The sequence below is a fragment of the Nitrosopumilus sp. genome (genome assembly GCF_025699125.1).
In the GTDB taxonomy this organism is placed as follows: domain Archaea; phylum Thermoproteota; class Nitrososphaeria; order Nitrososphaerales; family Nitrosopumilaceae; genus Nitrosopumilus.
The window spans coordinates 851,606-873,058 of record NZ_JAILWC010000001.1 but is presented as its reverse complement, the minus strand read 5'-3'; the positions used below and the strand labels follow the sequence as shown (position 1 = coordinate 873,058).

Below are 21,453 nucleotides of genomic sequence, written 5' to 3'. Positions count from 1 at the left end.
TCTTTCTAGCTGGTTTTCTCTTTACCACCTTTTTCTTTGCTATGCTCTTTCTAGCTGGTTTTCTCTTTACCACCTTTTTCTTTGCTATGCTCTTTCTAGCTGGTTTTCTCTTTACCACCTTTTTCTTTGCTATGCTCTTTCTAGCTGGTTTTCTCTTTGATTTTGTTTCTTTGAGATTTTTTAATTCATTGATTTCATTTTCAATAGCTTTAATTTCATCTCGAATGTATTTCTGAGGATCTAGTTTTGAATGAATATGATCAACTATTTTCAGATAATCTGTCCCATTATCTGTTCTAACTAAAAATAATTCATTAGAATTAATTGGAACGCTGATAATTGCAGCTTTTTGAAATTCAGTAATTGAAGATGTTTCATGACCAATCTTGTATGCCAGATTTGTATAGAGATCTCTTTTTTGTAATGCATAATGAATTGACATGTTGATTTCATCCCCTACTAACAGTTGCTCCACATTTTCTTTATGTCCTCCAGCAACAATTTCTCCTTTCATATTTACAACTCCGGCAAATTTCACTTGAGGATACAAATTGAGAACTTGTTTTGTTAATTCATTATAATCTATAGCCATTTCCCCTTGCAAATTTCTTCTCTAAAATCATATTTTATCATAAAGAATTTTCTATATAATCTAAGACTTTATTCTTATTTCTGCTCGATATTTTGTTCGCTAGGTGCTGAACCACTTTTTTGCTCTTTCCTGTATTCCATCTTTAACCATATTGGTGTGATAATAGTTGTCACTGCTACCATGATTATGATTGTAGAATAAACTTCAGATGTTAAAATTCCTGCAGTTACTCCTACTCCAGCAACAATCAGCCCTACTTCTCCTCTTGAGATCATTCCGATTCCTACTCGCATTCCTTGCTGTTTGCTTTTCAAAAACATCATTGCAGGCAATCCACATCCAAACAATTTTGTGACAATTGCTACTACAATAACTACGCCACTTAATATCAAAATATTCAAATCAACTGCTCTCAGATCAACTTGTGCACCAATAATTGCAAAGAATAATGGTGCAAAAATTAATCCAATTTTTCCAATGTAATTTTCCACTTTTTCAAATACTTTTGTAGTTGATAATGCCATTCCTACTGCAAATGCCCCTACAATAGGTGATAGCCCTATTGACCCTGCAAGAGCTGCTGCTCCAAAAAATGATGCCGTTGCTATTCCTTCCACACTTCCCTTTGCTTTCCATAGCCGTGGTGTGATTATTTTTGGGATGACAACTACTGCTACTATAAGCATTATTGCAAAGAATCCTAATACCTGCAAAATTGTTATTACTATTTCAGAAATGTCAATATTGTCAATTCCTCCATCGGATCCTGCAATAGATGACACTACTGATAATACTGCAATTGCTAAAATGTCATCTACAACTGCTGCGCCAATAATGAGTCTAGCTTCGGGAGTTTTTATTTTGCCAAATTCACTTAGAACTTGAATTGAAATTGCGATACTTGTAGCTGTTAGTGCTGTTGCAATAAGCATTGATTGTAATGCATCAAATCCGAACATTTGAAAAACCACGAGTCCTGCAAAGAATGGGACCACCACTCCCAGCGTACCGACAGTAAATGATGCTTTTCCACCCTTTAGGAATTCTTTAGGTGTCATTTCAAGTCCTGCCATAAACAAAATCACAATTGCGCCCATCTCTCCTAGTATTCGTATCTCATCATTGATTTGCAGCAACTGTTTTCCATCTACTACAAAAAATGCCCCTAATGCAAATGGTCCTACAATCATTCCTGCCAAAAGTTCACCTAATACAATTGGCAGTTTTAATCTGAGGAATAACTCTGCCATTAGTTTAGCTGCAAAAAGAAGAATTCCTATACCGATAATTGTTTCAATTAAGTGTGCCTCTACCATATTCTCTTACTGAATATTGTAAAAATCTGTCATATAAGGTAAATTAGGTTGAAAATAATTTTGTTGTTGTTAAATTAAGCAATTTTTATCGAGTTTACAAAAACACCTTTCTTGGGAATAATCTTTCCTATTTCCTGACTTTGTATCTTGTGTTTTTTGAATATTGATTTAATTCGCACTGCCTGTTCTTTTGGTGCAATAACACAGAATCCTACTCCCATGTTAAACGTCTTATACATTTCTTCGAGCTTTACCCCTTGTTCTTCAACTAATCCCATGATTGGTGGAATTTTTGGTAGGGACTCAATCTCATATCCAATTTTCTTGAGGCGTAATAGCTTGGTAAATGCCCCTCCTGTAATGTGGGCCAAACCATTGACTTTACATTTTTGAATTATCTCTAGTACTGGATTTGTATATATTTCAGTAGGCGCTAACAATGCATTACCTATTGTTCCTATTCCTTTTACTTTATCTTTTATAGAATATTTTCCTAAAATTGCTTTTCTTGCAAGCGAATATCCGTTTGAATGAATTCCTGTACTATTTGCACCTACAATCACATCCCCTACGTTTATTTTATTTCCAAGCACCAAATCTTTTTTATCTACTAATCCTACTACCATCCCTGCTAAATCAAATGCAAATCCTTTCCCATCAATCACATCTGGCATAATTGCAGTCTCTCCTCCGACAATCGGCATTGAAGATTTTTTTGCACCCGTCACTAATCCCTCGACAATTTTTTTGAATATTGTTGCATCATTTTTGTTTGCAGCGATATAGTCTACAAATGAGATAGGTGTTGCACCAATGCAGATAACATCATTAACATTCATTGCAACACAATCAATTCCTATTGTGTTGTATTTTTTCATCATGTTTGCAATAATTACTTTGGTTCCAACACCATCTGTGTGTGTTGCCAAAAGTTTTCCTCCGGGGATCTCAACAATTCCTGCATAATGGCCAAAACCGTGTGCTATCTTTGCTTTTTTCTGAAGTTTATGAGTTGATGCAATTAATTTACCAATTGCTTGCTGACTTTGTTTGATTTTAGAAATGTCCACTCCTGCTTTTTTGTAGGTTAACGCCATAATTTGATGCGTATTTGCTATGAATAAAAGAATTTGCCTGCTGTTTCGATCACATATACATTCCAGCTATCTCTTCTCTGTGCTCTACATATTTCTGAGATAACTCACTAAATTCTGAGTGGAATCTATCTTTCTCATCTTCTAGTTGTTTTGTGTCAATGTTCAAATCATAGAATCTATTCAGTGCTTCAATCAGGGTGGCGGCTGCTCCTGAATCAGGTGCGACTTTGTTTGCTTTTGCTAATAATGTCAGTCCTTGGATTTCCCTTACCAAGCATTCGTTTAATATCCCTCCTGGAATTCCTGTGATAAATCCCTGTGGGATCATACTGATGTCTTTTTCTGCCATGGTTCGTACCAAATCTTCTTCAGCTGCACAATATGCTTTGTCATCATGTCCTATACTTGCAACCCCGTCTAAAATTACAATTTCTTTTGAGCCTTTCTCTTCTGCCCAATCTAAAATTTCTCCTACTAGTGAATACAACCCTTCCATTCTCAATGTTATTTCACAAATTATTGCACATATTGTTCCCTCTGGATTTGCATAAAATCTAAATGGATGCCGTAGTCTCCCTCTCATGAAAACTGTTGATGGTGGAAGATATTTTGATCTCATTACTGCTATTTGTTGCATTTTCAGTTTCTCAATGATGTGGTTTATTGCAAGAGGTCCTACTAGACCTGCACCTACAAATCCTGCAAAAATTATCGGACTGTTTAATTCTATTTTCTTTATCTCAAAGATTTCGGCTTCTGGAAATTCTTTCTGCACTGTTTACGTCGATTTGTTCTGTCTAATTACTTTTGTCAATATTTGTTTCTTATAGAATCTGTTTGACAGTTTTTATAAGATCAAAAATTTTCTCTAAAATTTAATATCTTATGGGATCATAATGATTCAGTGTCAATACGTAAACCTGTAATTAGAAAACCCAAGACTCCAAAAATAAAGAAACCTTTAATTTCAAAACGTAAGAAAATTGTTAAAAAATTACCTACTCTCTCAATAGGCAGAGTCAAAACAAAAGTTTCTAACAAAAAATCGGTTCTTCATAAAAAAACCAATTCTAAAATTCCTCGTGGAACATGTTATGCTGAAGAAAACTGCAAAGGAGTAATCTTAAGAAAAGTTACTAAAACACAATGTCGAAATGAAGGCGGAAAAAGCTGGAAAAAAGCCGGTGGCACATGCGAAAAATTATGATTTTGTGTCTATCTGTAATCATTAAAATTCAAAAATGACTATTATGAATTAAATGGTATAAGTATATCCTTCTAAATTAATATTAGTACTGTTAACTGTAATTTAATACGAATATGTCTGACACCCAAGAATGTGTTATTTGCTACTTGCACTAATAGTAACTACTGTTCAATTCTTAAAATAATTTGGATGACAAATCTTGAATTTCTTTATGCTTTTCAGTGAGTTTCTTTACTTTCTCCTCTAATTCTGTATTTTGAGGATTGTCTGATTTTAGTTCATCATGTTCGGTAAGCAATTTTTTATATTCGTTTTGTAATTTCTCGTAATTATTTAGATCTTTTTGATCATATTCTGATTGAGTCACACTATGATTTTGTGATTTTTTATTTGAAATGTATTATTAACAAAAAAAGTTGTTAAACACTAAATTTTTTTAGATCCAATTGTTTTTCATTTTTACTTATTATGTGCCTATATGTTGTTTGACAATTATTTAGTTGAGAATTAACCTGACTATCTTGACAAATCTATCTTACTAAACCATATTAGTAATCTGATAAATTAACCTAACACATTGAATGCCGATCAAGTTCTACAGACTATACAAGATGAAAAAATTTCATTTATTGATTTTTGGTTTGTAGATATTTTTGGTGAACTTCATAATGTGGGGATGCCAAGCTATGCAATTGATAAAGATAGTTTTGTAAATGGTCTTGAAAAACTCGATGCAAGTTCAATTGTTGGATTCAAATCTGTAAATCATTCTGATATGATTTTACTACCTGATCCATCGTCATTTAAAATTCTCCCAAATGATTATGATCCTGGTAATCGGAAAAATGCACGAATATTCTGTGATTTGTATGATGGCAATTCGAACAAAGAGTCTAGATATAATCGTGATTCTAGAGGAATTGCCAATAAAGCATCTGAAAAACTGTCTGATTTTGGTTTAACTCATACCAATTGGGGTCCTGAAATAGAGTTTTTTGTATTTGATACTATCAATGTTTATCCTTCCCCCTATGCTGCGACGCATTCGTATGGTGGTTCAGGATATTCTATTGAATCAAAAGAATCTCCTTGGGCTAAAGGCAATGTCAGTACTGCTATAGATCTCAAAGAAGGATACTATCCATCGCAACCTAAGGATACGCTTGAGGGATTTCGAAAAGATATCTGTGATGATCTGTATAATTACTTTGGAATAAAAATAGAAGCAGAACATCACGAAGTTGCGACTTCGGGTCAATGTGAAATTAATTTAGTATATGATGAGATGATTGCAATGGCAGATAATGTAATTGCAGTTAAAAATTTGGTGAAAGTTAAAGCTAAAAGAAAAAATAAAGTTGCAACTTTTATGCCAAAGCCAATTTTTGGTGATAATGCTTCAGCAATGCATACTCATCAAAGTTTGTGGAATGGAAAAACGAATGTGATGTATGATAAAGATGATGAAGAGGCACAAATGAGTCAAACTGGAAGATACTACATTGGTGGGATTTTAAACCACGCTTCAGCTTTGTGTGCAATTTCAAACCCTACTACAAATTCTTACAAACGTCTTGTTCCCGGTTTTGAAGCACCTGTAAATGTTTGCTGGGGGTTAGGAAATAGATCTGCTGCAATTAGAGTTCCAATGTATAATAGAAATCAAGAAAAAAGCAAGAGACTAGAATATCGCGTACCTGATCCAACTGCAAATATCTATCTGTTAGAAGCCGCATTACTGCTAGCTGGATTGGATGGAATAAAAAATAAAATTGATCCTGGAAATCCTATTGAAGAAAATGTATACAAACTTTCTGCCGAAAAGAAACGAGAATACAAAATTGGAACTTTACCTGTTTCATTGAAGGATGCACTTGATTCTCTAAATAGTGATTCGAATTTCTTAGAAGATGTTTTTACAAAAGATTTTCTTGATGCATATTCTGAGATAAAATACAAAGAATACACTGCGTTTGCCCAAACTCCTACAGCTTGGGAAGTTTCAATGTATGCAGATGCTTGATTAAATTCATCCAAAAATTAAATTTAATTGCTTTTCTGCATAAACAGATTCAACATGGTTCGCCCCTTGTCTGTAATTGTATAGATCATGTTTGAACCAACTGCTTCTTTTTTAATGAAGTTGTAATCTACACACAGATGTAGGTAGTTCAGAAATGACTTTTTCATTCTGATTTTTGACTTTGAATACAAATCAGAAAATGTCATAGGGTTTCCTCTTAATTGATATAGCAACTTTATCAAAGACAGTGTACTGAAATCTCGTGTTCTTGCTTTTACTGCATCGAGAACTTGTTCGTCTCTTTGTATGATAAAATCCCCGAATTGGTCTGCCACTTCTAGTGGTACATATGTTAGTCTTGCTCGCATCATACCGTATTGTACGGTACATTACCTTATTAGTCTTTAACTTGAGCTTTGCTTGTCTTTCTAGCTGGTTTTTTTACACCTTATTCGTGCCTGTTTCCTTCTTTAATTTATCACGATCCATTTTTTGATGTTGATAAAGACCATTTCTCATAAATAGCCCCTTTTTTGAAAATTATTTGTGAAAAAGATAGAAGCTATAATCAAGCGAAAAACTTTCACTACTATTAAGACAAATCTGAATGTTCTTGGAACATTTGTGATTGACAAACGAAATTTAGATGACAGTGATATTTATGATGAAGCAAAAGGTTCTCGCATTGGTTCTACTGGAATAAAATCAATCCCTTTGGCAAAAATTGAGATTGTAGTGCCAGACAAGGATGCAAGAAAAGTTGTAGAAATGATTTCAAAAAACTCCGGTCTTACATCTGATCATGGGGGAAAAATCTTTGTCTCTGAAATGGAAGAAGTTGTGGACATGGAAACACTTGATGCAAAACAAGATTTAGAAATTTTTGCAGAAGAAAAAACAGAATCTACACCAATACCTAAACGAAGTAGATTTGTTCCATTACAGAAATTCACTTTACATAAATTGCAAATAGTCTATGAAGTAAACAAAGAAAAACTCAGAGATGATTATAGAATAAAATCATTCAGTGATTTTGTAAATTACTGTATTGTAAAATCACTTCCTATTATGGAAAAGCAATTAAAGAATCCTACTGTTATTTATGAAAATACTTTTGGTGATTTTTAGATATACGGTCCAAATAAAGCTAATCCTACCAAAGTCATACCAACTCCTGCAAGAATTAATTTTGCAATGGCGATTTTTGAGAATTTCATAAAAATAAACCAACAAGCAATGGTACAACAATAACTCCACACATAACTGCAACTTTAAGACAATCTTTACGTTGCAATGGCTGCATCTTTTCTCTGTGAAATAATTTACTTTTGCGCAAATTCATGATGGTTCTAAATTGTAGTTTCTCCTTCGTCACCTGTGGCAATGTCTACTGCACGTAAGATCTGAGATACAAATATTTTTCCAACTCTGCCATTCTCTTTGATAATTCCTATTACTTCGTCTTCTCTAGCATCTGCAATGATTGCCTCAATTCTATATTTGTCATTGAACTGAGGTGTAAAGATCTCACTGCCTTTTGATGCGTGAATTTCGGGTCCTGGTCTCTTTCCTCTTCCTCTAACTTTGGATACTGTGAGACCTCCAATTCCTATTTTCTTTAATCCCTCGCTTATTGCCATTACATCATTTTCGCCAAGTATGACTTCAATTTTGAGCATTTAGTTATACTGTTGTCTATTACACAAATATAATTTCTGATTTTGATGGTCAAATGATATTCATATGATAATCAATCTCAGACATTGTTATTAGTTTTGAATTAATTTTTTTCATTAATGGTACTTGATTCTGGGGATACAGCGTGGATGCTCGTAGCTGGAAGTCTTGTGCTTTTAATGATCCCTGCATTGGGTCTTTTTGAATCTGGACTTTTAAGAAAAAAGAACGCAGCCTCAATTTTCATGCAGATCTTTTTTGGTTTGGCGTTATTGAGTGTCATGTGGTTCGTATTTGGATTTAGTTTATCTTTTGGTGACTCCACAATGGGACTAGTTGGAAATATGGATTGGGTATTTCTCAAAGGTGTTCCATCTGATGGTCCATTAGAACAGTATGCTCCAACCATTCCAGGTGTCTTGTTTGTAAAATTCCAATTGATGTTTGCAGCAATTACTCCATTATTACTTACAGGAACAATTGCTGAAAGAATGAAGTTCAGTTCATTTATCATATTTATCGCTGCATGGTCTATGCTGATTTACTATCCTCTAGTTCACTGGGTTTGGGGTGGAGGTTGGTTATCTCAATTAGGTGTAGTTGATTTTGCCGGCGGTATAGTAATTCACACAAGTGTTGGAATGGCAGCTCTTGCTGCAGCAATTGTACTTGGAAAAAGAAGACATTATGGTCCTGCCATAATGATTCCTCATAGTATTCCACTTGCAGTTCTTGGTTCTTCGTTATTATGGCTTGGATGGTTTGGCTTTAATGCAGGAAGTGCATTGTCAGCTTCCGGTGGAGTTGCAGGAAATACTGTAATTGTCACTCACATGGCTTCTTCAGTTTCTGCTTTGATTTGGGCTGGACTCTCTTGGGTAAGAACAGGAAAACCTTCTGTTGTTGCAACAATTAACGGTGCAATTGCAGGTCTTGCTGGAATTACCCCTGCATCTGGATTTGTAAGTGCAGAACATGCATTTGTCATTGGTATTGCAATTGGTGTAATTTCATATTCAGGAGTTGTACTATTCAAAGAAAAACTAAAGATTGATGATGCACTTGATGTAAGTTCTGTTCACGGTGTTGCCGGAATTGTAGGTGCACTTTCTATTGGAATCTTTGCAAGTACTATGATTAATCCTGGTGGTGTTGATGGATTGCTATTTGGTAATCCTGATCAATTATGGATTCAAGCAGTAGGTGTTGGCGTTGCAGCCGCAATGGGCTTTGGTGGAACTTGGATAATTCTGCAAGTAATGAAGCATCTAATTGGAATTAGGGTTTCGCCTGAAGTAGAAGACGTAGGACTTGATATTAGTGAACACGCAGAATCTGCTTATTCTGATGAGGAGGAGTTCATGCTAGATATGGATACCTTTACTGAAGAATTACAGGAAAAGGATGAAATATTCCGAAAAAAATAGATTTTTTGGTGTAATATTTTGGCAATTAATTACGATGAATTATCGAAAAAAGTACTTGCTTTAGATTCACAAATTAGATTTGCAGGTGTTGCAAATAGTAAAGGTGAGCTTGTTGCTGGAGGCCACAAAGAAAGTATTGATGGAATGTTAAGTAGCGATGAAGTTAAAATGTCAATTCATTATGCATTACAAAAAAGAGAACTATATACAAATCTGGCATACAAGATTGGTCATGAAACATCTTCAATTACTGAATATGAAAAAGTCACAATGATTAGTGTTCCCGTTAATTCTAATGAATTATTTATGGTTAGTACAGAACCAAGGGCAGATTATCTGAAGATAATTGATTATATCCATTCAGCACTTGGTTCTGAGAAATATTCTGTCTAGTATCGGTTTTAGTGAAATTTTAGATTATTATGTGCCTGTAACGACTTTTTAAAATTAGCTTGAATTGTTTGAATTGTGAAATTATAGTAAATCATTCACTTTAAACCCCTCTATCGAGAAACTTCGTTGTGGAAGTAGTAATCAATGCAGTGCTGACTATAGTTGGATTAGCTATGCTGTGTTTTGGTGGTAATTGGTTAGTTAGTGGCGGTGTTACAATCGCCCGAAAATTCAGAATAAGTAATCTTGTAATTGGAATGACTATTGTGGCATATGGTACTTCTACGCCGGAGCTTGCAGCAAGTGTTGCAGCAGCTGGAGAACACAGTGCTATAATTTTGGGAAATATTGTTGGAAGTAACATCGCAAATGTTGGAATGGTTATAGGAATTGCAGCAATTCTTGTTCCACTTGCAGTAAGTAAATCTGTTTTACGTAAAGAAATTCCAATAATGCTAGGCGTTTCTTTTCTTTTGATTTTGATTTCAATTGATGGTGAACTTTCTATATATGATGGAATTTTGCTGCTTGTAGGATTAGGCGTTTATGGATATTATACATTCAAAGATGCAATGAAACACCGCGAAGAAAGCAAGGAAAATGTTGGAGAAAGTAAAAATAATGTATATCTGAAATCTTTTGGATTAATTGGGACAGGTGTTGTTATTTTGTATTTTGGTGCAATTCTTACTGTTGATAATGCCGTAATTCTAGCCCAAGAGTTTGGGTTGTCTGAAAAAATCATAGGGCTGACTGTGATTGCAATTGGAACGTCTCTTCCTGAATTAATTACATCCATTATTGCAATTAGAAAAGGACATGGGGATATCGGTGTTGGAAATATTATTGGAAGTAATATCTACAACATCTTGATGATCATGGGTGTAGGTGCGACGCTTGGAGGTGTGATGGTCGCACCCGACGTCTTCATTGATTATACCATCATGATCATCTTTAGTATTTCATTGTTAATTGCACTTAAAACTGGAATTATTAATCGTGTTATGGGCGCTTGCATTGCGATAGGCTATGTGGCATATTTGGTTTTCACGTTTTTTAATTAATCTGTGCCTAAATTAGATTGATTTTACCGAAATTTTTCCCGCTTTTATCGATGGTGCAATTGACGGAAGTGATGCCCACTGAATTATGTTTTTTTGATTATTTCCAATTTCTGAAATATTTTTTAACATATCTGCAAGATTGTGAATTATTCTAACTGATTTTCCAGGACCTTTGATTTCGCCATTCTCAATAATTTTTATTCCGCTTCTTGCAGTGCATGAAAAATCTCCTTTGATTGGATTTACTGCATATGTGTACCATAGCCTTCCAATTAACAACCCGTGCTTTGTATCTTTTATCATGTCTTCTTGTGAGCTCTCTCCTGGATTAATTTTTAGATTATGTGGTGCTGAAATTGGAATTGGCTCTGAGCTTCTCCCCATTGGAGATCCTAAACGTAATGCATTTCCTGAAGATTGTTTTCCTTCTTTGTAACTATCGAAAAGATTTGAAAACGTATTTTTGAAAATTCCATTTTCTATCAAACTTCGTTTTTGGGTTTTAATCCCCTCATCATCAACTGATTTTGTTCCTATGCCTTCTGAAATATGTGGATCATCAATTAAACTAAATTGTTTTACTGCAATTTCTTTTTCAAAATCGTTTGAGAAGCAACTTTTCTTTTCTGCGAATGTTTTAAAATTAAAGTTTGATGCAATCACAAATGATAGCAATTCTCCAACAGAATACGGCTCAAAAATTATGGAATATGTATCTGAATCAATTTTTTGTGGATTTATTGATTCTAGACACATATTTTTTGCATCATTTCCTATTTGTTCTGTTGAAAAATTTGATAATGTCCTACAACAATCATGTCCAATTCCTGATACTGGTAATGTACCTGATTCTGATTCTGCATTAATTATTCCTGAGATATATGTGGACTTTTCTTTGAGTTTTAATCCATTTGAATTTTCAAGTTCAAAATCATCTGAAACAATATTCAGCGAGCCTGTAATCGTGTTTATTTTGTAGCTATTAGTTGCATTAATCATGGATTCTGCGATATCCATAGCTTGAGATCCTGAAATGTTCGCTAGGTTTTTGTCATATGTTCCGTCTAATTTTTGTGATTTTATTTTGGATGGTAATCCGCGCCAAAATTCTCGTGGCTTTAGACTGTGCAGAGTCTTTAATGAATCATTAATAGCATCTTTAATTTTTTGCTGATTTGTAATTTGAATTGATGCAATTTTCTTATTGTGGATTAATCTAATACCATAACTTTCATCAAAGTTTTGTTTGGTTTCAGCAATCTCTGAATCAGTAATTCGCACAGTTATGATCTTTTTTTTCAAAACGACTATTTCACATTCATCAACTCCAACATTTTTTGAATGATTTAATGCCTCTTCTAAGGCAGACATTTACTTCGCTCTAGGATTTTTGTATCTGAATTTGTTAATTTTTATCAATTCTACGTATGATCCAAATTGAGATGTATCAGAAACTCTATCTAGTTTTTCATCTACCTCTTCTTCTGCATCAAACTTTTTTAGAATTTTATAATTTGTATTTCTCTCAGCAGGTATTCTTCCAATCTCCTTAATCCTTCTTCTAATCTCTTTCGGTTTTAATAATTGTCCATGTTCTGAACCTGCTGATGTTGAAATACTTTCGTTAATCAGAGTTCCGCCAAAATCATTGGCTCCCCACATTAGCAATAACTGTGACATTTTTTGTCCTTCTTTAACCCATGACATTTGGATATTGTTAATTGAATTGTTCAACATGATTCTTGCAACAGCATGTGTTAGTAAGACATCATTTCCACTTCCCCCCCGTCTTATTCCTTCATGTAATTGATGTTTGTACATGGGGGCTTCAGTATGAATAAAATTTAGAGGGACAAATTCGGTAAATCCCCCCGTCTCTTTTTGTATGTCTCTTAATTTTGCTATGTGTGCCACTCTTTGTTCTAGTGTTTCTAAATGTCCAAACATCATAGTTGATGTAGTGTTGATTCCAATTTTGTGGGCATATTTGATTACTTTTTCCCAATTCTCTACACTTATTCTTCCTGGAGAAATCTGGTCTCGTAGTTTTTGATCAAGAATTTCTGCTGATGTTCCTGGAAGTGTATCCACTCCTGCCTCCTTCATTCTTTTTAGAAATTCCTCAATTGAAATCTCAGATCTTGATGCTCCGTATAGAATCTCTTCAGGTGAAAATCCATGAATATGTATATCTGGAATCTCTTTTTTGATCTCCTTGCAAATACTCTCATAAAGATCTCCTTTCATGTCTGGGGGCAGTCCTGCTTGAATACATACTTCAGTTGCTCCTAATTGGCGTGCCTCCATTGCCCTTCGTACGATCTCTTCTGTTGGTAGGAAATATCCTTCCTCTTCTCTAAAATCTCTACTAAATGCACAAAATCCACATTGTTTTATGCATACATTTGTAAAATTGATATTTCTATTCACTACATAAGATACAATATCCCCGACTCTTCTTCTTCTAATTTCATCTGCAACTAGCCCTACTAAATGAAAATCAATTCCGGTTGTTTTGTATAACTCTAATCCATCTTGAGCAGAAATTTCTTTATCTGATAATGCATTGTTTAAGATTTCAGAAATGAGCGGATCTGCATTTTTTAATAATGCGTCTATATTGATTGTCATCTCCAGTATCCCTCTTTTACCAATCCTTCTTCATTTTCAATTACTGCCATCTTATCTCTTAACTCTTTGCTAATAAAAGAGAAAAATTCCGGATATACTGGGAATCTACATTTTAAATCAAACCCTGCATCTTTAGACTCTTTGTCCACTTTGTTAATTTCTGGCCATGCAAATTCCGGATTTACAAAATCCGGAGTAAGTGGAGATATGCCTCCCCAATCATTTATCCCAACTGACAAGAAACTTTGATATGATTTAGGTGATAAATTTGGAGGAATCTGTATATTCATCTCAGGCATTATTATTCTTGATAGTGCCACAATTGTTTTAAAATATCTCTCATTAGCTGATGGCTTATTTTTCATAACCGTGTCTGGTTTTGGTTGAAAGTTTTGTAAAATTACTTCTTGTATGTTTCCATATTTACTGTGAAGTTCTCTTATTGCTAAAATTGAATCAATTACCTCGTTGATTGTCTCTCCTATCCCTACAAGAATTCCCGTAGTCATTGGAATTCCAATTTTTCCAGAATTTTCTAATACCTGTAATCTTGCTTTCGGTTTTTTGCTTGCTGCCAAATAATGTGGCATTCCTCTCTCTGTTAGTCTTTCACTGACGTTTTCAAGCATAACACCCATTGACACATTTGTTTTTTTCAATTCTTTCATTTCTTCATAATTTAGATTGCCTGCATTAGTATGTGGAAATAGCCCTATCTCTAATGCTAATTCTGATGAATGAATGAGATATTCTACGGTCGATTTGAATCCGTTCTCTTTTAACCACTCACGTGCTTCTTGGTATCTCTGTTCTGGTTGCTCGCCTGTAACAAAAAGTGTTTCAACACACCTGTATTTTTTTGCAAGCTGCAATAATTCTAGAATTTGCTGTTTTGACATTAAAGATAATTTTTCTTCTCCTGGCTCTGCTTTGTATGTACAATATGAGCAAGTATCCTTACATAAATTGATGATATTAAAAAATGCTTTTTTAGAAAATGTAACTGTATTTCTTTTGAATTTTTCTCTTAGATTTTGAGATACTGAAAAAAGTTCACTAGGATCTTTTAGAGAATTTTGATAAATCTCAGAAATATCTTCACGAGATATTGTTTTGTTCTCTAAAACTTTGTTTAAACTCTCAGAGTTTAAGACAAGTTTGTTCAACAGAATCCATTCTTGATTAGAAGTATTTATGCTTGTGTTATTTTAATTTCCATTAGGTCTCTGTTCTAGAATCACTGTGACGTTTGTTGTTCTTCCATCTCTTAAAATCTCTAAAACCATTTCATCCCCGATGGTTTTTGCTCGCTGGAGATGAATCAAAATATCGTCAATTTTTCTAACTTCTTTTCCATCTACTGCTAATATTATATCGCCTCCAACTGCATAACTTATTCCATCTGTCTCGATTGTTTTATCCGAACCAATTAATCCTGCTTTTGATGCAGGACTTTCTTCTACTACTGTGACAACTAAAAATCCAACTGCATCTTTTAATTCTAAAACTTTGGCCAAATCTGGATCAATATCTCTACCTGAAATTCCTATCCATGGATGCTTGTATTCTCCTTTTTCTATGAGGGTGGGTACAATCTTTGCAACCGTCTGTGATGGTATTGCAAACCCCACTCCTGTAAATTCGCCTGTGGCTGATTGTATGGCAGTGTTTATTCCAACAATCCCTCCATGCATATTTATCAATGGTCCACCAGAATTTCCTGGGTTAATTGCCGCATCTGTCTGAATGACATCTGGAATTGAATATCCGTTACCTGATGGAAGTAATCGTCCTAATTGACTTACAATTCCTGATGTCATAGATCCTGACAATCCAAATGGATTTCCAATTGCAGCTATTTGTTCTCCTACTTTGAGATTTGATGAATCTCCAAGTGACAATGGATGTAAAAGTTCTAAATCTGCATTAACTTTAACTACTGCAATATCTGTAAACTCATCTGATCCTATAATTTCTGCATTGTATGATCTTCCATCAAGAAATGTTATAGTTACTTTGTTTGCATCCTTTACAACATGTGCATTTGTAATTATGTGCCCTATTTTGTCAAAAACAAATCCTGATCCTACGCCATTTGCAATCTCAGCAGTTTCACTCCTTTGAACGTTAACTCGTACAACCCCTGGCTCTGATTTTTCAAAAATTTCTATTAGTGATAATTTTTTTGAATAAATAGAAGTTACTTCGCCCACTGTACTTGGTGAATGGCCATTACTAACTATGATTTCAGGCTTTATTGATTCTGGTGATGAGATGAATAACACAGCAAATAATACTAAAACAATTGCTGCTCCCATCGAAGTACCTACAATTATTCCTGATTTGTCCATGAGGTTCTTAGTTTTCTGTTTTCTATCTAAAAGGATTACTATATGCTGATAGAATTTTGAGTGTGGTCTTTCATGGAATATCTTCTCCCTCTCCACATCACTGATTCGTTTCTCTTTGCTTGCAGTAAGCCGCTTAGAAATCCTAAAACCACCACTAAACTGCCAAGTGGTGCAAATAACGCATGAATTAATCTGATATGTAGCCCCATTTTTGTCTCAATAATTGCCCCTGCATAGATCAGTGATGATGCCACCGCAGCAGAAATACAAAGTATTTTTGAAGATATCGCTTCTATAGGAATAGACAATGATACTGCAAATATTGGAAATGGTACAAATAACAAAAATGCCACCGCAAAAAAAATTCCTATAGCGATTTTTCCATTTTGAAGGTATAGTGGAATCATTAGCCTTTTTAGTGCATTCCACAATGTGCTTTTGTCTCTTGCCCATACTGCGTCAATTAGATGGTCTCCTCTCACCATTTTCATTTTATGTCCTGCCTCTTTGACTTTTTTTCCTAATGCCCCGTCTTCAATAATCTCATTTTTTACTCCTTCATGCATTCCTACATTTTCATACGTCTTTTTTTTCAAAATAAAAAAACTTCCAAAAAAATAACCTGTTTTTTTAGCAGGATTGTTGACATTTAATGCAGAAAACCTACTGTGCAAAAACGTTGAAATCATTGGCAATGTAACCTTTGTCCAAAAATCAAATGTCATCATTTTGGGAATTGCAGATAACGCATCTAAATTAAATGAAGTTAAGTGTCCTACAGCAAGCGATATTACATTTTGGGAATGTCTTGTATCTGCATCAGTAAATAATAATAAATCTCCACTTGCTTTCTTGTATCCTTCCATACATGCCCAATTTTTTCCCATCCAACCATCTGGTTTGGGTCTTGCAATTATTGGAATTACTTTGGAATGTTTTTCTGCATATTTGTAAATAATTTTTTGCGTGTTGTCTTCTGATGAATCGTCAATTACTATGATTTCATAATTTTTATAATCTTGATCGATTAACGAGTCTAAACATTTGCTGATGAATTCTTCTTCATTTCTTGCTGGAAGAATCACTGATACTTTGGGATTAGTTTTTGATGTATTTTCAAATCTATCTAGATATGGAGTAAACCTAAACGAATCTACCATTGATTTAATTAGAAAAACCCATGCCCCACAAATCCCAATTAAAATTGCGGTTAAAGTGTAATTGAAAATATCTAATATTAACTCCATAAAATTATCTCTCGATTTCTTCTTTGATACTACGCATGGCTTGTTCGGTTCCACTTTTGATGTGATTTTTAATCATACCTGTAAACATCCCCATCATTCCAGTTAATTTTATGTCCCAGATTGTTTTCAGTATGACATTCTCTCCATTTGGAATGATGAGTAGAATTTTTTCACCATTAATGATTCCTTTAGTGAACTTGGCTTCAATTCTATTTTTAGGTTCTAGTTTTACTTCTTGCAGGCATTTTTGATCTCTAAATGCAATGGTGACCTCTCTTTTGATTATGTTTCCTTCCTTTGATAGATTTTTGACTTCTTTTGTTCCCTTCCAAAATTTGGGTTCATTATCAATATCTGATACTACCTCCCAAACTTTGTCTACTGTGGAATTAATTTCAACTTCTACCTCAATTGCAGCCATGTGTAAAACCCATTCTTCCGCATTAAATATATTAGATTCCAACTGCATTGCAAATAGACTGTGATGGGCAACATGCCTAAAATCCGGAACAGTAACTCCAGTTCCAATGGCGTTTGCCATTCTTCCGTCACAGTCACTTAAAATTTGAAAAAACATGAAACCCACAAAATACATGCCAAAAATTGAAACGTTGGACGGTGCTGGTTTTTGGAAAAATGCTTATGCTCATCAACGTGGAAAATTACTAAAAAAAGTTAATGTCCCCGAAGATCAAATAATTGAAATGGTTAACAAAAAGTACATGGATCTTCCTGCTGCATTAAGATATGAAATTGAAACTAGTGGAATTAATAAAAAAGATCTACAATAAATGCGAATTTATTTTAACAGGAAGAATAAGTGAGTGGTATGCCCAATGTGTCATATGATGATTTTGCAAAGCTAGACATTAGAGTTGCAAAAATTGTTGCAACAGAACCTATTGAAGGTAAATCAAAAATTATCAAAGGTCTGATTGATTTGGGAAATGATGATAAACGGGATGTGATAATTGGTGGAGCACAATATTATCAACCTGAAGATATTGTTGGAAAAACTGTAATTGTTATTGCAAATCTCGAACCAAAAAAAATGGCAGGTGTTGAATCAAACGCAATGTTATTGGCAGCTGATGTTGATGACAAACCCTTTTGGTTAACAGTAAACGAAGATGTTCCTCTTGGCAGTTCTATAAAATAATTTTTTTAAAATTTTTGTTAGTCTGTTCCATCATCCTTATTTTTAAAATGTGGCCTTTAAGACCTTTTTCAGAATCCTATTCTATTGTTTCAAAATTTGTATAAAAATACAATTATACTTATAAGTAAATTACAGAAATTAATGAAAATAGATTTGATTTATGATTAATCATAAATCATTAGGTTTTTTTCTTCTAGTAATGCGTGCAAGTTGTTAACTGATCTGTAAACGTCTGGTTCTTGTTTAGCTCCTGTGCAGACAAGCTTTCCTGATGAAAATAACAAAATCACTGTCTTTGGATCTAACATTCTGTGAATAAGTCCTGGAAATTGCTCAGGTTCGTACATGCTTCTAGGCAACGTTCTTGCTGCTTGCTCCAAATGAATTTTTCCACCTAGATTAATAGATGCTACAATATTTTGAATTTGTACAGTTGCATCTTTTTTTACTTTAATTCCACCTTTTCGAAGTTTTTGCACAACTGTCTTTACTGCCTTTCTTGCCATCTCTTCAGATTTGGAACCAGTACATACCATTTTGCCTGAAGTAAAAATCAATGTAGCCGTCTTTGGTGTCTTTAATCTAAAAACTAGTCCTGGAAATTGATCAGGGTGATATTCTACATCCGGAAATGTTTTAGTGATCTCATTCAAGTCCATCTTCTGGTCTACAGAAGCTGAGGCTACAACGTTTTCCACGCTTACAATTGGTTTTGTTTGTGGCATATTCAGGTTTTTTGTATTTGAACTATAATAAAAGCACTCGCCAATTTTTTCGCCTCTATGCCCATTTTTTTCTGATTTTGGTATGTCTTTTGGTCACATGACGAATCATTTAATTTACATTTGAAGATCGATGAGTTTAGTGAATTTTACAAGTTTTGATTTTGATCAGATTTTTGCAATGGGTGATGACACAAACCCACTCATGATGTTAATTTGGATTCTACCTATTTTCTTTTTTGTGTTTTATGGCCAACGCATTCAACTCTATGTCACATCGGGTGAAATCAAAAAAGGGATTGCCAAACTTGACGGTTTTAGAAAAGAATCTAGAGATGAATTAATCAATTATGTAAAGATAACTTTGAAACCTGCAGATGATCCAACTAAAAAAATTGACCGCTTCATCGATTATTTTACAATTATGCCTGTTGACATGGATCCTAATGGAATTGTAGACAAAGTACGACATATTGTAAGGTCTAGAGAAGATTACACTAGGGAGCATGTGAGGTCGATTTCCCCTCAAATGAATGATATTGAATTGACCCGAGTTCAAACTTTACTTGAAATTGCATCTTCATTACAAATGATTTACAAAGTTATTAATCACATGTATCTTACTGCAAAAAAACAAAACAACTATCCATTAATTTTGCCTTTACAGATGATTCTTCCTTTTATAATGGAACAATCTGAGGCCATGAAAGAAGCAATTCCGGTATTTAAAAAAGGACAACCTGTTGGTGATGGAATTGGTCCGATGGTTGTTGGAAAGATGATGTTAGAAAATCAAAAAGAGACAGTTGCATTTCAAACTGTTCTGGCAAAATCTGAATTTGATGGAAGGAAATTATTTCTCTTAAAGGCTGAAGGTCCTGGCTCTACAGTTGGAAGGCCTGCTGACGGTTTAGAAAAAATTATTTCTGAAAATAAAATTGACGCAATAATTATGATAGATGCTGCATTAAAAATGGAGGGTGAAGATTCTGCATCTGTGGCACAAGGATTCGGAGCTGCAATTGGTGGAATAGGAACAGAAAAATTTCAAATTGAAGCAATTGCTACATCAAAAAATATTCCTGTATTTTCTATAGTTGTCAAGCAATCAGTTAAAGAGGCAATTACACTTATGACCAAAGATATTGCATACAAAGCAGATGATGTACGCTCACAAATTCATGAAATGATTCAAGAAAATACTGTACAGGGACAATCTATAGTCATAATTGGCGTGGGAAATACTGTTGGGGTGCCGCAATGATATTCTCAAAGAAAAAAATCACTTTGGACTATACTGTTGAAAAATGCTCAAATTGTGGGATGCAAATAAAAAGAAAATTCTCTGACGGTGATGTCTTATTTGCTGAATACTCAAAATGTGATTCGTGTGGTGAAATGTGTTTAATTGAGAAAATTTTTGGTGAAACTCTGGAGCAATAATTCCATTATTCAGTTCTGAATTTTAGATTACAAGACGGACAAAACCACATTGTTGTCTCTCCTTGTTCTTTAAACAAAAATCTGCCACATTTGGGACATGGTCTTACTTCTTCACTCATTTTTTATATGTTCATAGGGCCTTTGTTGTTACTGTGACACCGTCTTCTAATGGGATGAATGTGTGTTCTGCTTGAGCAACTCGTTGCTCATTTACTTCAATCAGAATTGGATATGCTTGAACTGCTTTCTTTTTAATCAAAACATTCAGTAATTCTTTTGCTTGCTTTTCTTCCCATTCTTTTGTTATCCATCTCAATGCAAATGGTAGCATGTTGAAATTCTTCCAGATAAAATCAAGTAGTCTGTCCGCCTCTGCGTCTTTTGTTTTCTTTCGTGAATTAATGGCAAAAATATTTTTTATTTGTCCATTTCTGACAAACCCTCCTCCTTGCTCAGTTGTCACAAATGGCTCACAAGCATATGCAGAATTTTCCGAAAGTGAGAATCCTCCAATTGACCAAATGTTTGGAATGGATTTTCCTGCATGTATGGTGTACTGCTCTAAGGAATGACCGCTGAGATTAGCTATTGGCTTGTAGCCTCTTTGCTTTATTGTAGTCTCAATGGTTCGTCCAATATCGCTTGCTTTTACCCCTGCTTTTATCATGGACATTGCATTACCTAATGCTTCCTCTGCAGCTTGCACTAGTCCATCAAACTGTGCATCATAGCAAACAGTTACTGCAGTATCTGCAATGTATCCGTTAATTTGAGCACCAAGATCAATTTTTACCATATCTGTATCTTTGATTGTTATTGGATCATTTGGTTCTGCTGTGTAATGAGCTGCAATTTCATTAATACTGGCATTTACTGGAAATGCACATTTTGCTCCTCTTTTTTTGATCTCTCCTTCAACTTCTTCACAAATTTCATACACTGATTTTCCAATCCAGTCTTTTACCCTGACCTTCTCTCTTACTTCTGCTGCAATTTTTCCTGCTTTGAGATAATCTTCTAGTTGCACATTTTTGTTCATTGGATTGCCTTTAAAATGATTATCTTGATCACATATCTGTATGGAAACCAATATGAGAATGATGT

25 protein-coding genes are annotated in these 21,453 nt (G+C 34.3%); 10 read left to right on the top strand and 15 right to left on the bottom strand.

Annotated elements, in window-relative coordinates:
• The 4 genes from K5783_RS05385 to K5783_RS05370 form a co-directional block, all read right to left on the bottom strand.
• Positions 1-604, bottom strand: a 604-nt coding sequence (locus tag K5783_RS05385; protein WP_297472664.1) for a hypothetical protein, incomplete at its 3' end; no start/stop codon positions are given.
• A gap of 62 nt (positions 605-666) precedes the next feature.
• On the bottom strand, positions 667-1,908 hold the full coding sequence (locus K5783_RS05380) for a cation:proton antiporter (protein ID WP_297472662.1): 1,242 nt from the start codon (positions 1,906-1,908) through the stop codon (positions 667-669).
• 74 nt (positions 1,909-1,982) lie between these two features.
• The gene (gene purM, locus K5783_RS05375; RefSeq protein WP_297472660.1) at positions 1,983-3,005 is read right to left on the bottom strand and encodes a phosphoribosylformylglycinamidine cyclo-ligase; all 1,023 of its coding nucleotides are present in this window, start codon (positions 3,003-3,005) and stop codon (positions 1,983-1,985) included.
• Positions 3,006-3,054: 49 nt separating this feature from the next.
• Positions 3,055-3,780 (bottom strand): PAC2 family protein, encoded by a 726-nt coding sequence (locus K5783_RS05370; protein WP_109876152.1) that lies wholly within the window; start codon positions 3,778-3,780, stop codon positions 3,055-3,057.
• A gap of 129 nt (positions 3,781-3,909) precedes the next feature.
• Between K5783_RS05370 and K5783_RS05365 the strand changes: the two genes are divergently transcribed.
• A complete protein-coding gene (locus K5783_RS05365) occupies positions 3,910-4,212 on the top strand; it encodes a hypothetical protein (protein ID WP_297472658.1) in 303 nt (100 codons plus the stop codon).
• A gap of 175 nt (positions 4,213-4,387) precedes the next feature.
• Here K5783_RS05365 and K5783_RS05360 read toward each other — a convergent pair whose 3' ends face one another.
• A complete protein-coding gene (locus K5783_RS05360; protein WP_297472656.1) occupies positions 4,388-4,579 on the bottom strand; it encodes a hypothetical protein in 192 nt (63 codons plus the stop codon).
• A 210-nt stretch (positions 4,580-4,789) separates the two neighbouring features.
• Here K5783_RS05360 and glnA point away from each other — a divergent pair, with 210 nt between their 5' ends.
• Positions 4,790-6,235, top strand: a complete 1,446-nt coding sequence (gene glnA, locus K5783_RS05355; protein WP_109876149.1) for a type I glutamate--ammonia ligase — start codon at positions 4,790-4,792, stop codon at positions 6,233-6,235.
• Positions 6,236-6,258: 23 nt separating this feature from the next.
• Here glnA and K5783_RS05350 read toward each other — a convergent pair whose 3' ends face one another.
• Positions 6,259-6,606 carry a hypothetical protein gene (locus tag K5783_RS05350; protein WP_109876148.1) on the bottom strand — a complete coding sequence of 116 codons (348 nt, stop codon included), beginning with the start codon at positions 6,604-6,606 and terminating at the stop codon, positions 6,259-6,261.
• A gap of 175 nt (positions 6,607-6,781) precedes the next feature.
• On the opposite strand from K5783_RS05350, the gene K5783_RS05345 reads away from it, so the two are divergent.
• Complete coding sequence (locus K5783_RS05345; protein WP_297472653.1) at positions 6,782-7,363, top strand: P-II family nitrogen regulator; 582 nt, start codon at positions 6,782-6,784, stop codon at positions 7,361-7,363.
• Between the two features lie 221 nt (positions 7,364-7,584).
• Here the strand turns inward: K5783_RS05345 and K5783_RS05340 are convergent, their stop codons facing one another.
• Complete coding sequence (locus K5783_RS05340) at positions 7,585-7,914, bottom strand: P-II family nitrogen regulator (RefSeq protein ID WP_297472650.1); 330 nt, start codon at positions 7,912-7,914, stop codon at positions 7,585-7,587.
• 117 nt (positions 7,915-8,031) lie between these two features.
• Between K5783_RS05340 and K5783_RS05335 the strand changes: the two genes are divergently transcribed.
• From K5783_RS05335 to K5783_RS05325, 3 genes are all read left to right on the top strand, one after another.
• Entirely contained in the window at positions 8,032-9,339 is a 1,308-nt protein-coding gene (locus tag K5783_RS05335) for an ammonium transporter (protein WP_297472648.1), read from the top strand.
• An 18-nt stretch (positions 9,340-9,357) separates the two neighbouring features.
• Positions 9,358-9,732, top strand: a complete 375-nt coding sequence (locus K5783_RS05330; RefSeq protein WP_297472646.1) for a DUF6659 family protein — start codon at positions 9,358-9,360, stop codon at positions 9,730-9,732.
• Positions 9,733-9,860: 128 nt separating this feature from the next.
• Positions 9,861-10,796 carry a calcium/sodium antiporter gene (locus K5783_RS05325; RefSeq protein ID WP_297472644.1) on the top strand — a complete coding sequence of 312 codons (936 nt, stop codon included), beginning with the start codon at positions 9,861-9,863 and terminating at the stop codon, positions 10,794-10,796.
• Between the two features lie 12 nt (positions 10,797-10,808).
• Here K5783_RS05325 and K5783_RS05320 read toward each other — a convergent pair whose 3' ends face one another.
• The 6 genes from K5783_RS05320 to K5783_RS05295 are packed head-to-tail and all read right to left on the bottom strand — an operon-like array spanning position 10,809 to position 17,602.
• Positions 10,809-12,167, bottom strand: a complete 1,359-nt coding sequence (locus tag K5783_RS05320) for a TldD/PmbA family protein (protein WP_297472642.1) — start codon at positions 12,165-12,167, stop codon at positions 10,809-10,811.
• A complete protein-coding gene (cofH, locus tag K5783_RS05315) occupies positions 12,168-13,427 on the bottom strand; it encodes a 5-amino-6-(D-ribitylamino)uracil--L-tyrosine 4-hydroxyphenyl transferase CofH (protein WP_297472641.1) in 1,260 nt (419 codons plus the stop codon).
• Positions 13,424-14,593, bottom strand: a complete 1,170-nt coding sequence (cofG, locus tag K5783_RS05310; RefSeq protein ID WP_297472638.1) for a 7,8-didemethyl-8-hydroxy-5-deazariboflavin synthase subunit CofG — start codon at positions 14,591-14,593, stop codon at positions 13,424-13,426. The genes cofH and cofG overlap by 4 nt, the downstream gene beginning before the upstream one ends.
• A 42-nt stretch (positions 14,594-14,635) precedes the next feature.
• A complete protein-coding gene (locus K5783_RS05305) occupies positions 14,636-15,778 on the bottom strand; it encodes a trypsin-like peptidase domain-containing protein (protein WP_297472636.1) in 1,143 nt (380 codons plus the stop codon).
• A gap of 38 nt (positions 15,779-15,816) precedes the next feature.
• Positions 15,817-17,025 (bottom strand): glycosyltransferase, encoded by a 1,209-nt coding sequence (locus tag K5783_RS05300; RefSeq protein WP_297472634.1) that lies wholly within the window; start codon positions 17,023-17,025, stop codon positions 15,817-15,819.
• Between the two features lie 4 nt (positions 17,026-17,029).
• Complete coding sequence (locus K5783_RS05295; RefSeq protein ID WP_297472632.1) at positions 17,030-17,602, bottom strand: SRPBCC family protein; 573 nt, start codon at positions 17,600-17,602, stop codon at positions 17,030-17,032.
• 16 nt (positions 17,603-17,618) lie between these two features.
• Between K5783_RS05295 and K5783_RS05290 the strand changes: the two genes are divergently transcribed.
• Both K5783_RS05290 and K5783_RS05285 read left to right on the top strand, forming a co-directional pair.
• Positions 17,619-17,816: a hypothetical protein gene (locus tag K5783_RS05290; RefSeq protein ID WP_225866804.1), complete on the top strand. Its 198-nt coding sequence runs from the start codon at positions 17,619-17,621 to the stop codon at positions 17,814-17,816.
• 38 nt (positions 17,817-17,854) lie between these two features.
• On the top strand, positions 17,855-18,184 hold the full coding sequence (locus K5783_RS05285; RefSeq protein ID WP_297472628.1) for a tRNA-binding protein: 330 nt from the start codon (positions 17,855-17,857) through the stop codon (positions 18,182-18,184).
• Between the two features lie 164 nt (positions 18,185-18,348).
• Here the strand turns inward: K5783_RS05285 and K5783_RS05280 are convergent, their stop codons facing one another.
• Positions 18,349-18,909, bottom strand: a complete 561-nt coding sequence (locus tag K5783_RS05280; RefSeq protein WP_109876135.1) for a TATA-box-binding protein — start codon at positions 18,907-18,909, stop codon at positions 18,349-18,351.
• 130 nt (positions 18,910-19,039) lie between these two features.
• On the opposite strand from K5783_RS05280, the gene K5783_RS05275 reads away from it, so the two are divergent.
• Together K5783_RS05275 and K5783_RS05270 are read left to right on the top strand one after the other, a co-directional pair.
• On the top strand, positions 19,040-20,170 hold the full coding sequence (locus K5783_RS05275) for a DUF1512 domain-containing protein (protein WP_297472625.1): 1,131 nt from the start codon (positions 19,040-19,042) through the stop codon (positions 20,168-20,170).
• The gene (locus K5783_RS05270; protein WP_297472623.1) at positions 20,167-20,349 is read left to right on the top strand and encodes a hypothetical protein; all 183 of its coding nucleotides are present in this window, start codon (positions 20,167-20,169) and stop codon (positions 20,347-20,349) included. Before K5783_RS05275 ends, K5783_RS05270 begins: the two co-directional genes overlap by 4 nt.
• Before the next feature lie 130 nt (positions 20,350-20,479).
• On the opposite strand, the gene map is transcribed toward K5783_RS05270, so the two are convergent.
• Positions 20,480-21,376 (bottom strand): type II methionyl aminopeptidase, encoded by an 897-nt coding sequence (map, locus tag K5783_RS05265; RefSeq protein ID WP_297472621.1) that lies wholly within the window; start codon positions 21,374-21,376, stop codon positions 20,480-20,482.
• Between the last annotated feature and the right edge of the window lie 77 nt (positions 21,377-21,453).

Coding starts and splice junctions, on each gene's coding strand:
- K5783_RS05335 (WP_297472648.1), top strand. CDS start 8,032: ATGGTACTTGATTCTGGGGATACAGCGTGGATGCTCGTAGCTGGAAGT.
- K5783_RS05380 (WP_297472662.1), bottom strand. CDS start 1,908: ATGGTAGAGGCACACTTAATTGAAACAATTATCGGTATAGGAATTCTT.
- K5783_RS05270 (WP_297472623.1), top strand. CDS start 20,167: ATGATATTCTCAAAGAAAAAAATCACTTTGGACTATACTGTTGAAAAA.
- K5783_RS05320 (WP_297472642.1), bottom strand. CDS start 12,167: ATGTCTGCCTTAGAAGAGGCATTAAATCATTCAAAAAATGTTGGAGTT.
- K5783_RS05280 (WP_109876135.1), bottom strand. CDS start 18,909: ATGCCACAAACAAAACCAATTGTAAGCGTGGAAAACGTTGTAGCCTCA.
- K5783_RS05285 (WP_297472628.1), top strand. CDS start 17,855: ATGCCCAATGTGTCATATGATGATTTTGCAAAGCTAGACATTAGAGTT.
- K5783_RS05300 (WP_297472634.1), bottom strand. CDS start 17,025: ATGGAGTTAATATTAGATATTTTCAATTACACTTTAACCGCAATTTTA.
- K5783_RS05350 (WP_109876148.1), bottom strand. CDS start 6,606: ATGATGCGAGCAAGACTAACATATGTACCACTAGAAGTGGCAGACCAA.
- K5783_RS05295 (WP_297472632.1), bottom strand. CDS start 17,602: ATGTTTTTTCAAATTTTAAGTGACTGTGACGGAAGAATGGCAAACGCC.
- K5783_RS05290 (WP_225866804.1), top strand. CDS start 17,619: ATGCCAAAAATTGAAACGTTGGACGGTGCTGGTTTTTGGAAAAATGCT.
- K5783_RS05305 (WP_297472636.1), bottom strand. CDS start 15,778: ATGGACAAATCAGGAATAATTGTAGGTACTTCGATGGGAGCAGCAATT.
- K5783_RS05340 (WP_297472650.1), bottom strand. CDS start 7,914: ATGCTCAAAATTGAAGTCATACTTGGCGAAAATGATGTAATGGCAATA.
- K5783_RS05275 (WP_297472625.1), top strand. CDS start 19,040: ATGAGTTTAGTGAATTTTACAAGTTTTGATTTTGATCAGATTTTTGCA.
- purM (WP_297472660.1), bottom strand. CDS start 3,005: ATGGCGTTAACCTACAAAAAAGCAGGAGTGGACATTTCTAAAATCAAA.
- cofH (WP_297472641.1), bottom strand. CDS start 13,427: ATGACAATCAATATAGACGCATTATTAAAAAATGCAGATCCGCTCATT.